The organism is Chryseobacterium sp. 2P (assembly GCF_059579425.1).
Genome location: NZ_CM184194.1, coordinates 1,436,590 through 1,448,812 on the forward strand (window position 1 = coordinate 1,436,590; position 12,223 = coordinate 1,448,812).

Here is a 12,223-nt window from a genome sequence, read left to right on the forward strand (position 1 = left end):
CGACCATAAACACAGACCGTGAAAATGTAAGACAAAGCTGCTGTTCAGATTATAAAATATCGATTCATTATAACTGTCAGTAATAATTTAAATACATTCCGAAGCGGAGAATCTGAGTTTGCAGAAAGAAATTCATTTTTAATATGAATTTGTTTAAACTTTTTTAAATAAAAGAGATTCTTGTTGGAAGAAGCAAAGACGCAAGATTTTTTTTGGTCTCAAATCTTTAAGGCGCTGGAAAATCCAAGATTTTCCATAAGGATTGATGCTTAATTTTATTGTAGATAAAATTCTTGCGCCTTTGCTATTAAGTTTAAACAAATTGTATATGAAGATACTTTTCGCATACGAAGGAAATTAAAATTCAGGAAGACAGGCTCATGAAACTACGCCGGAAAACACAGAGAGCCAGCTTCTGAGAATTAAAATCAAATGACATCATTAAACCTCTTTTCAGAGGCAGACTATAAGCTTCTGAGGGATTTTATTGACTCAACTGATCAAAAAAAGACACAAAAAATTATTTTATTAAAACAACTTTTAACCTTTTAAATATGAAACGTAGTAAAGAACTTGTAGAGAAAAGAAAAGACTTTGTCAACGATTATGTAAAGCGCAATCAGGACAAACAAATGAAAGTTATTGTAACCGAACTTACGGAGATGCTGTTTTTGTCGGAAAGAACCATTTACAACATCATTCAGGAGTAAAACGGAAAAACAAAAGCCATTAAAGATCCGCATTTCGTGCGGCTTCCTCAGGACAATCTTTTACAACTGATCCACCATCACAAAAAATTAGAGCCGGAAAATTATATTCTAAAAAGCTTAAGACCAAGCGACCGCACAGTTCAGTGCTTCTAATTCAATCTGCCCATCAGATCAATAAAAGATTGTCTTTTCATTATCCATTTAATTTATAGAGAATTACAGCAAGTTAAAAACTGTTTTACTTTCCGAAGCTATGGTTTCAGGCAGAAATTAACCTGCGATGCAACAGTTTCGGAAAGAACAGGAAGAAATTGAAAATTAAAAATCAACATTAATAAATTTTGGTAGTCATGGAAAAAGAAGAGAACAAAAAAATTAAAGAAAATTTAGAAAAATTTCAGGATCCCGATAGAGACATCAGTGATCTTATAGACGAGCTGGCTTACCTCAGCGAAAACGAAAACATCGAGACGAGCAGAAAATTTCTGGATGATATGTATATGCTCGATCAGGACGATTAACAACTTAGCGTTGTAAAAAAATCAATTTTAATGAATAATAATATGAAGAATGAATTTAGATAGTATAAAAGCCCTCCTCATCGGAACTGCCATTGCATTTTCGGGAGGACTGTTAAGAGTATTGATCTCCATACAGAACAAAGAAAAAAAGAGGCCTTGGGAACATATCATCACCTTAATTATCGTGATTATTGTCGGTTTCACCATGAGCTATGTCATGAAAAGTGCCGAACTCCACAACAAATGGTATTCCACAGGAATATTGTTTGTACTCGGTTACGGCTACGACAAGTTCCTGAAAATGATTACCACCAATCTTCCGAACTGGATTGAAACAACCATGAATCTTTACATCGGAAACCAGCCAAACAGACAGCCTGAAGAAGAAAAAGAGAAAAAAGAAGAGATCAAATAAGAGCCTAAAGAACCCCTCCGAAGCACGACAAGTATCAAAAACAATTAATTATTGTTGTTAAAAACAAACATCTGAAAACGTTATGACGTGAAAGGGCTGAATTCCTTTAAAATACTATTTGAATCTTATGTACTAAGCTTTAGGAAAAGTGGGTTTGAATAAAATTGTAGTGCAGTAAGGTTAAAATAACGTGAACTCGATCTATATTCTTATTATTTTGGGCAGCTTTTCCGCCCTCCGTTCCCGCTTTTTGTAGTTTTGCCAAAGCTTTTCCAGTCACAAAAACTACAAAAGAGCTCCACTCAGGTCGGGCTGCAACAGTATTGTGCAAAAATACTCCAAAACAAATCGTAAATATTTGATATACAATTTTTTATTACTGAGTTAACGTTAAAATATAGTATACCGGAGTATGGAATGAATGAGCAGTAGTAAAAATGTACTGTAGTAAGCTTAAAATGTTAAGCAGTAAGTATCAGAAGAGGTGAGCAGTAGTAAAAATGTAGTGTAGTAAGCCTAAAATGTACTGTGTTAAGTATCAGAGGAGGTGAGCAGTAGTAAAAATGTAGTGTAGTAAGCCTAAAATGTACTGTGTTAAGCAGCAGAAAAGGTGAGCAGTAGTAAAAATGTACTGTAGTAAGCAGTAGAAAAGGTGAGCAATAATAAAGTTGCAGAACAGTAAGCCTTCAATCTAAGACAGTAGAATGTAAATGGAGAATATTTTGTTAAAATTGCTGTACAGTAAACATTCAATCTATAACAGTGGAATATAAATATACAATACTGCAATAAAAATACATCACAGTAAACTTTCGGTACAGGACAGTGGAGCGTAGAGAAAGAATACTGCAATAAAATTGCATAACAGTAAACGTCCCATTTAAAATAATCAAGACATTAAAAAATCTTTGATTTTTTTAACTTATGTGCTCTTTTTTTCATTTAAGCATTAAACTTAAAAAAATTAAAGTGTTTAAATCTCTTGCATCTTTTGTGGTAAAAAAGTTTAAAGGAGGAAGAATACTGCAATAAAATTGCATAACAGTAAACGTCCCATTTAAAATAATCAAGACATTAAAAAATCTTTGATTTTTTTAACTTATGTGCTCTTTTTTTTCATTTAAGCATTAAACTTAAAAAAACTAAAGTGTTAAACTCTTTTGCATCTTTTGCGGTAAAAAGTTTAAAGCCTAAAGTAAATTTCTGTATTACCGTCATCAGAAATCATTTCGGGAAACCACTTACTGCAACTACAGAATCCCCCGCTCCAAAAAAGGCTTATTCTCCTTAAAAATTCTGAATTTTGAATCTGGAATTTCAGCCGGATCAAAAGAAAAAAGCACAGCACTTCCGATTTCTCATCATAACGCTGTGTCACCTTACAGGCAGTAAAATCTTAAAAAACTACGTTACCGCGTCTGATTTTTCAGTTCCATCAGGTACGGTAAAGCGCAGCTCCATTGTTGTGCTTTACGTGCCTTTTAAACAAAATATAATTAAAAAACACCAAGTCAATGAAAGCAGCAAAACCTGTAGAAAAAGACAACAAAAACCATCATAGCCAGAGCAAAAAGCAGAAGGCTAAAAAGCCGGTGGTGGTACCTCTGCCCGTGGCGGAAGTGGCTCCTTTACAAACACAAAAGCCTGAAGAATCTGCAGCTCTTGCAGGATTCGCAACCCCGAATATCAATAAGACAAATGCAAACGGAATTATTGCTCCGGTTCACGGTTCACAGACCATTTACGATCAGGGTTCTGAGATCATGTTTAAAAAGCATCAGGAAAGTCTGGCAGAAACCGGAGATATCAATCATCCGGATACCCAAAAAGCAGAAAAAGATTATACTTCCACGCTGAACATCAGTCAGGTTAAAGATTATCATGATCTGAAATCCGGAACGTATGTGCCGAAAACGTTGGAGGAACAGGCAGCAGCTCATCAAATGGTTAAAAATCAGAAAACTGCTGCGAAAACGATAGACGAAAAAGAAGCATTAAAAAAGATTAGCAGTAAATCACAAACGTTAAAACCTATTATAGACCAAAAGCCAAAAGAGAGAAAAATTGAGATTAAAACACCTCCGATTAAGCCGATTTTATACAAAGTCAATACTAGTGGCTCAAAAACGAGGATTGATAAAAATACATTCACTCATTCGGGGAATGTCAAAATTAAGGATGGAAAAAAATCTAATAATAATCTAAATACAAAAACTAAGATAGAAAAAGATGACAATTTTGTCATTCCAAAAAATATTCAACCTGTTCTTACTCCAAGAATGGATAAGGCTGTTGATAGCGAACAGGCCGAAATCGCTCCCGATGCACAAACAACACTCAATATTGTTGGATTGGTTGCGGCTGCACAAGAATTTAGAGATCAGGGGGTAGAAGCCAGGTCTCAGGTGAAAACTCAAAATGAAGCAGCGAATACAATCAAAAACAAAATTAAAGAGGTTCAAAAAGAAATTCAAAAATCAGATGCTGATTTAGAGAAATCAGAAGATAGCATAGAAAGTAAAGAAGCTCTCATCCGTAAATTGGAAAAAGGACTGGAAACCTCAGTAAAAAGACAACAAAAAGTAGAACAGGAAGTAGGAATCTATCAACAAGAATATAATAAAAATAAGACCAAGGCAAGTGATTTCAATAGTGAAGCAAAAAATTTACTTAGTGGATCTCAAAAACATCAAGATCCTAAAAATGCTGATTCCGGAACCCTCACTAGAAAATTAAATGAATTAAGTACTAACGCAGGTACGATAAATCAAGCTGTAACTCAGGCAGGAAATACAACTCAAAAACTGTCTCAAGAAGCTCAACAATCTAAAGCTAAAAACGCAAAAATACAGAGCGAAATATTGTCTTCCAGAGCATCAATATTAAAATCAAAAGCTAAACTGGCATCAGATACTAAAAAGAATAATGAAGCAAAAAGAGAGTTAGGAAAACTTACTCCTAAACTAAAACAGGTAGAATCGCAAAGTAAAAAATTAAACCAGGAAGCAGACGGATTAATACAAGATTCTTATGCTATCGAACGTGAGGTTATAAAAACTCAAAATGCTTACTATGCCAACATGGCAACAGTTGAGGGACGAAACAGCTTAATACAAAAAGAAAAAGATAAAATTGAAAAGGCTCCTAAAGAGCTTAATCAGGCAGAAAGTTTATTAATTGATTTTGCAAAATTAAAAACAGAAGAGCAACAGGTAGCTTTCTTAAGAAAATTAAGCCCAAGCGAACAAAATTTACTAAAAGATAAATTTGAAGAAGTAAATGCTAATTACGATAAAGATCAAGCAGAACATCAAGGTTTAATCGAGCAAAATGTTGAAAGCATTAGAAACGCTCAAATAGAAGTTTATAATAACAAACGTAAAGATGCCTTACAAAAACCATTAAACTTAGTTACCAAAAATCTGAACAGGATTACCGGTTTAAAAAGACTATGGATGTCTATTTCTATTGCGTTTTCAGATATTTGGAATGACGTTACGTCTATTACATGGACAGATGTGGGTAAATTCATCGAATCTATTTTCAATCCAAAAGCGTGGTATGAGGCAATTTCAGGCTCTATAAGTGGAATCTGGGATGATTTAACAAACTGGAAAGGATTCTCAGAAGATCCCGTAGGAATGATTCTTCAAAAAGCCGCCGGAATAGCCAATAAAGTACTGGTCATAGCTGGCGTAATTACAGGAATACTAGGAATATTAACAGTAGCTGCTGCCGTAGGATCTTTCTTCACTCTTGGTGGTTTGGCGCCGTTAGCTGCCTGGTTGGGAGGAGCTACCATAACAATGGGAACTATAACATTCTGGGTTGGAGCGATTGCATTAGGATTGAATATATTAAACGGAATTAAAAACATTTATGACGTACATACGGCAAAAACGGCTGATGTTTTATTCAAAAATTCTGGCGAATTAAAAAGTGATATTACTAATTCAGGTATGGCTATTTTGGCAATGATAGGTGGAAAAGCCTCGAAAAAAGGAGGAGCTTCCATAAAAGATCTGGCAAAAAGAAACCCGAAAACTTTTGGTAAGCGAATGTTTATTAACTTAAAAAATGGTCTTAAAGCACAAATTGTTTCTATACCTAGAAGAATAACATCTGTTTTCAAAAAAGAAACATGGATTAAATCCTTCCAAAGTTTCAAAGCAGCTTATAAGAAGGCGAAAGATTGGGTGGTTGAACCTTTTAAGAAAAAGAATACAACTACACTGCAAAACCGTAATTTAAATCAGCTTCCTTTCGAAGAACAGACCGTTCCGGATAGAATGCATGAGCAGCCTATTAGCAATGAAAGAGGTAATAGTAAATCCAACATTAAGGAAGAGGATGTAAAGCCAATTCAAACGCAGGAAAATGTATATGAAGAAAGCATATTCAGACAGGATGACAGACCATATTCTCCCGTGGGTAAAACAGAGGATAGAATAAAATCTCATATTAATGAGGAAGGTAATTTAGCTCCTGCAAATAAAAATGGAAGCGCTACAGTCTCTGATCATGTAAGAGGAAGCGAACCTAATAAAAGCAAAAGTCCTTATACCTCTTTTTCTGAAGAGGGACCAGGTATAGGTAAAACTTATGGAGATCATGTGATTGAAGTTGATATTAAAAGGTTGGAAGCAGACATTGCTGCAGGTAAAATAAATGAAGTAGAAGTTTTAAGACCGGAAAAGGTACAAGCAGAATTACAAGCCAAAGTAGATGAGGCGATGAATAGATTTGAAAAATATCCATCATCAGATAATCAAAAAAGGGTGAATAATGCTGTAAGAGATCTTAATAATAGTGTAAGAGACAAAGAGATTTTAATTAAAGGGGAAATTCCTTCTGAGTATTTTAACGTGAAATCTACTAAAAATAATATATTTGAGAAAACTTTACCTGAAAATGAAAATATTAGAAAAAGTACAAGTAAATTTGTTGATGAGACTAGTGAGCAGGGTTTAGTTAAAGATGAAAAGATTACTATTAATACCTCTAATTCTAAAAATCGAGATTATTCGCTAAAACCAATAAGTTCTTTAACAAAAAGACAGCTATCTATTTTGGAGAAATTACCTAACTCTGGAGATTACGTATTTTTACCAAAGAAAAGTGTTTCGATGAAAGATTTGTTAAAGATTACAAATGTAACAGGTGATGAGTTCAATATGTTTACTAAAGGTTCAGAAAGATTAATTATTAGAGGAGAGGGAAATATTATAAATGTTCCTAATCAGCAATTTTTAGATGAATTAACTCAAGGAAAATATGGAAAGTTTTCCGGTCACACTCATCCACCAGGAAGTAGTATTACTCCTGGTTCAAAAGATAGACCTTTTTTAGATATGATGAAGCAAAAGAGAAGTGCGATTTGGGGAAATATTGTTGATGAGCCTTATATTTTTGGTAGCTTACCAATACAGGATGAAATATTTAGACAAGAAATTGCCAAAGAAAAATGGCTTAAATACTATGAAAACAATTAAATATTATGGATAATAACGAAATAGACAAAATGATCAGCGATGCTAAAAATTTTCAAATTGAAAAGTTTAAAGTATTTGTCGAAGACAATAATTTTAAAGAAATATATAAATATTGTTTTTCTGTTTTTTCTGTTAATACTAAAAAAAGAAAATTTACTTACACTGTTACTGTTAATTTTGATATTGAATTAAATGAAAATTTTTACTGGGAAGAAACAACAAATGGTAAAAAACTAATTAAAGTCAATGAAAAAACGGGAGCTAAAGAAATTGTAATTAGTTATTCTTATAAGGGAGAGCTAATTTATAAATCATATTCAGATTTTTCAAAAAATGATTGTGTACTCTCAGATTATGAGATTGATACAGATGATTTAAAATATATTTTAAAAAATAAATCATTGGTTATAAATGAAAATTGGATTTCAGAATTTAAGTTTAAAGAGAATAACATTTAAAGAAGTAACCGTTCCCATGCTAATTTGTTTTAAATAATTAATAATAAAATGAACAACCAAATAAACGAAATCCTTTACCACTACAACGAAGAAGGATATGAAGGATACGATTTAAGCGAAGTACAGCTTCTTAGAAACAAAGATATAGACAGAATTGAAAAATTAAAATCGCTTCTTGATAATGACAATCAATATATTGCTTACCAAGCCATGCTTATTTTATTGGCGTGGGCAATTCCGGAAGGGTTTCAACAGCTTGACAGGTTTATTTCCGAAAAATGGGATGAAAAAGAAAGTTTTGAATCCCATAGAATACACAGCGAAGATAATGTATATGATGTAATTACAGACGCTCTATATATTTCGACAATGAACGGAAAGACCGAAGAAGAACTTTATCCATATATAAAACATTTTTTGAGTATTTATGGAAATAAGCTTTTTGAATCTAATCTAAAAGATTTTCTTCTAAAGAAAAATTGCAGACCGCTTTTAAAAGAAATAGAACAGGCAATTCAAGACGCTTTACAAAGCAAAAGATATTATCAGGCAAGTCAACTTTTTCCTGTGCTTGTTAATTATGACAAAAATTCTTTTAATCAATATGTAGATATTTTTAATTCTCTAATAAACGAAGATGACAGAATTTCATACAATATAGATGAAGCTCAAGCAATTAAAACAAAAAAATCAATCTAATTTTATAAAAAATTAGAAATATTATTTAAAAGCCAATATAAACTCCCCGCTGCCGCACGAATCCTTTCGTGTGGCATTTTTATTATCCAATAATTTCTTAAAAGTTTTTACCTTTATAAAACATAATTGATAAGTCGTAATTAAGTTCTACAATCCTGAAGGATTATATTTTATAAGTTTTGCTGTTCTAGGTTGGCTAGATGTTTTTATTAGAAATGAATACAAAGAAATTTTTTTAGAAAGTTTAAGATTTTGCCAAAAGAATAAAGGAGTGGAAATTCATGAATATATCATGTCAAGTCATGTACATTTAGTTTTCAGGAGTATAAATGGGCAGAAACCAGAACTTTTGATTGGTGATTTAAAAAGATTTACAAGTAAATCAATTGTGACAGAAATCAAGGAAAATCCTAAAGAAAGCAGAAAAGAATTTTTATTAAATTTCTTTCTTAAAGAAGGTTTAAAATCATCAAATGTAACCCCATATCAATTTTGGAGAAATGATAATAAGCCTATTGAATGTTGGAGTAACAAAGTGAGATGGCAGAAAATTAATTATATACATCAAAATCCGGTAGAAGCAGGTTTAGTTTTCCGTGCGGAGGATTATAGATACAGCAGTGCAATAGATTATTCTGATGAAAAAGGACTTTTAGATCATATTGTTATTTTTAGAATGTTTGATTTATAAATAATTTTAAACCACACGATGAAATCGTGCGGTAGCGAGTTGGTAAAGAAGTTGTTGTTAATGATGTTACAGAGTTTGCGGAGCAAGGTTCTATCAACTATTTAGAGAAAACCCTTGAAGATATGGCTGGATCTAAAAATTTTAAAAAACAAGAAATTGCAGAAGATTTGCAACAAGCATTATTGAGAGGGAAAGTTAAATATATGGTGGTACAACAAAGGTTTACAAAAGCGGATGATATAGGAGAATTTACAATTAAAGAATTTGATATAACAAGATAGTAAACATGGAAAAAATTAATTTGCATAAGGTTGATTTACCTGACGTAATAAAAGAAAATTATGATTGGTTAGATAAAAAATTATACAAATCTATCAATAAGTCAAAAGAAGCATTTCGGTTCTTATTTTATGTCTACAAAGATTCTTCAGAACTCTTACAAATGTCAGTTTTGGAGAAACCAGAATTATCCCAACAGAAATATTGGTTTACCTATGGACTCAACTGTATTAGCGAATTTTGTCGTTTGGCTCACTTTCCGAATGAAGTAAAAGAAGCTCAAATAGACGAGAGTGGTGTTTTCTCTATTAAAGTAGAAGAAACAAACCAACACATTAATATTTTGAAAGCGCTTTCTATGGCAACAATAGCGAGAGATAAAGAAAAGCAAAAAATTATTGCCGATAGCCCTCTTTACTTGTGGGAAATGAAAGACGAAAATCTTAATAATGGTAATTTTGTAACCTGTTTTTTATTATTAATGAAAGAGTATTACTCAAATAAAACATTTAATGAAGAGCTTTTTGAAAAATCACAACAATATGTAATATTAAATAAATCTGAAATAGGACCAGATATCAAACAAAAATTTTGGATCTATTATATGAATGAATTTTTAATAGCTTTAAAATCTTTAGTTGCTGATAATGAAGCAGAGTTCAATCAGAATTTAATTAAAACGATAAAAGCACACCAAGAAGTCTGGAGTCAAAAGAAAGCATTAAATCGTGGCGGAACTCCTTTATGCAGATCAAATGAAGGATTTTTATCATGGGAATGTACAGCTTTAGCAGCGATGGCATATGATAAAGGCTGGAAGCTGGAAGTTGAATCAGATTATATACCAGGCTTTATGGTTGATGGCAGTATAAATAAGTAAACATAATTTTTCTGTAATAAGCATCTCGTTATCGGGATGCTTTTTTTGTTAAATTATATGTCATTTGAAGTTTTTAATTAAATTCGGCTTTAAGAAGATTGTGAGTAATAAACAAGTTGAAATGTAAGGAGACTCTCCGACTGATTAGAGCTGCGAATAAGAAAATGTTTGATAAATCAACAACAGATAAAAAAGTACAGATCGGATTTGAAGACTATACATGGCATCACCATCATGACCGGAAAAAAATGATACTGGTAGCAACTGACCTTCATGAAGCAGCAAGACATTATGGAGGAGATTCGCTTACACGGGCAAAACTTGGATTAGAAGAATAAAAAATAACAATTATGAATTCAAAAGAGAACTATCCCAAATTACAAGAGTTTCAAATTGAGCAATGGGAAATGAAAAATAATATTAAAATACCTTCGAGCTACAGAAAGTATTTATTAGAAAATAATGCGGGATATTTTATTTCTGAACCTAACGTTTTTGATGTTCCTAAAATGGGAGGTTTTGCTCTAGCAAATTTTTTAGGATTATCAGATGATATTTACGGATTAGAACATGCCTTAAAAGTTTATAAAGATAGGTTTCCAGATAAGTATTTCCCAATAGCTTATGATGTTGTAGGCAACTTAACCCCTGAAGAGGAATCTTATGGTGAGTTAATTGATATTTTTGATGGTGATGATGAGGGAATTAGAAAGTTATTAGATTCGGGCTGGGATATTGATACGCCATGTGAATTTAATCAGACTTTAATTCAAAGAGCAGCTTTGGCAAATAGAGTCTGGCTAGTTGAAGAATTAATAAAAAGAGGAGCTAAACTAGACGGAGCGATTCAACAATCTATGACTTTGAATAGTTTTGAGTCTCTTGAATTATTATTGGCAGGAGGAGCAAATCTTGAAAAATTAGATAAACAGGGTTACACTCCTTTGCAAAAAGCAGTAATGGGTAATAAACCGAAAGCTGTTCAACTTCTTTTAAAATACGGTGCAAATAAAGATGTAATAGATGAATTTGGAGACACCCCGCTAGAAACGGCGTTATTTAAAAAAGGAAAAGGAGTTGATATGGACGAAATAATAGCAATGCTACAAAATCCTTAATTTTCATATCATGAAAACATATCTATTGAAGAATAAAAAATTATTTCCCAAATGAAAAATAAAATAATAGAAGAATTTAAGGGATCTGTATCACTAGACAGTATTCGAACACAGTTTATTCAGGTTGAGTTGGATGAAGATTTATTTAATTGTGTAACATTCCGCGTATTAAAAAATAATGAAGAAAGGAATTATAGTTTTAAATATGTATTAGAATATAATCAGCAAAAAACAAATATTCCTAATGGGCTATATCTAAATGCAGCTAATGACTGGTATAATGAATACAAAAAAAACAATACAGAAGGAAGACAGATAACAACGATACCGGATGGAACGAGAACTAGACATCAACTTGATGCAAAACACTTTGTGTTTGTTATTGATGGTTATTGTTTCAATATATTAGCTGAGAAATATATAATAAGTGAAAAACGTTTTTTTGAAACCTACAGAGAAGATAGTGAAAAAATAAAAAGAATAGTATCATGACATTGACGCCATTATTTATACAACATACCCAAAAAATGCACCGAGGCAAGAATATTGAATATTATGCAAATTCTAAAACAGCTTTTTTTGATGCTACATTATATACCCGTCAAAAAGAAGATGGTAAATGGGAATCTGTTCAGGGAGGTTTCTTATTTAATAATGTAGAAGAAGTTGGTCAAAAATCTATTAATGAGATAACAGCAAAAGAGTTAGGTGTTGATTTTAATGATTACAGCAACTTGTATTACATACATGCAATTTCCTCAACATTAAACAATGATCTTGTTACTTATTTAATAGATCTGGGAGATAATGTTTTTATCATAAAAGCTAAAGAGGTAATTCTTATCGATGAGGATATATATGTTTTATGATTTCAGGCACTATCCTTCTCTCCGGCTAATTAAAATTTAGCTCCTGCCTTTATAGCAATATAGAAAACCGATTCGTAACAAATTTGAATCG

14 protein-coding genes are annotated in these 12,223 nt (G+C 32.1%); all 14 read left to right on the forward strand.

The window, feature by feature from the left end; translation table 11 throughout:
* The first annotated feature begins 554 nt into the window (after positions 1 to 554).
* The gene (locus AC52CF_RS06535) at positions 555 to 710 is read left to right on the forward strand and encodes a hypothetical protein (protein WP_157967284.1); all 156 of its coding nucleotides are present in this window, start codon (positions 555 to 557) and stop codon (positions 708 to 710) included.
* A gap of 350 nt (positions 711 to 1,060) precedes the next feature.
* Positions 1,061 to 1,231: a hypothetical protein gene (locus AC52CF_RS06540; protein ID WP_157967283.1), complete on the forward strand. Its 171-nt coding sequence runs from the start codon at positions 1,061 to 1,063 to the stop codon at positions 1,229 to 1,231.
* Between the two features lie 49 nt (positions 1,232 to 1,280).
* Complete coding sequence (locus AC52CF_RS06545; protein ID WP_336715291.1) at positions 1,281 to 1,646, forward strand: hypothetical protein; 366 nt, start codon at positions 1,281 to 1,283, stop codon at positions 1,644 to 1,646.
* Positions 1,647 to 2,793: 1,147 nt separating this feature from the next.
* Positions 2,794 to 2,937: a hypothetical protein gene (locus tag AC52CF_RS06550; protein WP_496517955.1), complete on the forward strand. Its 144-nt coding sequence runs from the start codon at positions 2,794 to 2,796 to the stop codon at positions 2,935 to 2,937.
* Positions 2,938 to 3,160: 223 nt separating this feature from the next.
* Entirely contained in the window at positions 3,161 to 7,138 is a 3,978-nt protein-coding gene (locus tag AC52CF_RS06555; protein WP_496517956.1) for a phage tail family protein, read from the forward strand.
* Positions 7,139 to 7,143: 5 nt separating this feature from the next.
* Positions 7,144 to 7,596 (forward strand): hypothetical protein, encoded by a 453-nt coding sequence (locus AC52CF_RS06560; RefSeq protein WP_214590331.1) that lies wholly within the window; start codon positions 7,144 to 7,146, stop codon positions 7,594 to 7,596.
* Positions 7,597 to 7,644: 48 nt separating this feature from the next.
* Entirely contained in the window at positions 7,645 to 8,295 is a 651-nt protein-coding gene (locus AC52CF_RS06565; RefSeq protein WP_214590330.1) for a hypothetical protein, read from the forward strand.
* A 229-nt stretch (positions 8,296 to 8,524) separates the two neighbouring features.
* Complete coding sequence (locus AC52CF_RS06570; protein WP_496518210.1) at positions 8,525 to 8,986, forward strand: transposase; 462 nt, start codon at positions 8,525 to 8,527, stop codon at positions 8,984 to 8,986.
* 122 nt (positions 8,987 to 9,108) lie between these two features.
* Positions 9,109 to 9,267: a hypothetical protein gene (locus AC52CF_RS06575; RefSeq protein WP_165796614.1), complete on the forward strand. Its 159-nt coding sequence runs from the start codon at positions 9,109 to 9,111 to the stop codon at positions 9,265 to 9,267.
* Positions 9,268 to 9,272: 5 nt separating this feature from the next.
* Complete coding sequence (locus AC52CF_RS06580; RefSeq protein WP_214590329.1) at positions 9,273 to 10,145, forward strand: immunity 49 family protein; 873 nt, start codon at positions 9,273 to 9,275, stop codon at positions 10,143 to 10,145.
* A 164-nt stretch (positions 10,146 to 10,309) separates the two neighbouring features.
* Positions 10,310 to 10,483: an HNH endonuclease gene (locus AC52CF_RS06585; protein WP_214590328.1), complete on the forward strand. Its 174-nt coding sequence runs from the start codon at positions 10,310 to 10,312 to the stop codon at positions 10,481 to 10,483.
* 12 nt (positions 10,484 to 10,495) lie between these two features.
* Positions 10,496 to 11,263 (forward strand): ankyrin repeat domain-containing protein, encoded by a 768-nt coding sequence (locus tag AC52CF_RS06590; RefSeq protein WP_214590327.1) that lies wholly within the window; start codon positions 10,496 to 10,498, stop codon positions 11,261 to 11,263.
* A 51-nt stretch (positions 11,264 to 11,314) separates the two neighbouring features.
* Positions 11,315 to 11,755 carry a hypothetical protein gene (locus AC52CF_RS06595; RefSeq protein WP_290260909.1) on the forward strand — a complete coding sequence of 147 codons (441 nt, stop codon included), beginning with the start codon at positions 11,315 to 11,317 and terminating at the stop codon, positions 11,753 to 11,755.
* Complete coding sequence (locus AC52CF_RS06600) at positions 11,752 to 12,132, forward strand: hypothetical protein (protein ID WP_290260906.1); 381 nt, start codon at positions 11,752 to 11,754, stop codon at positions 12,130 to 12,132. The genes AC52CF_RS06595 and AC52CF_RS06600 overlap by 4 nt, the downstream gene beginning before the upstream one ends.
* Positions 12,133 to 12,223 lie beyond the last annotated feature (91 nt).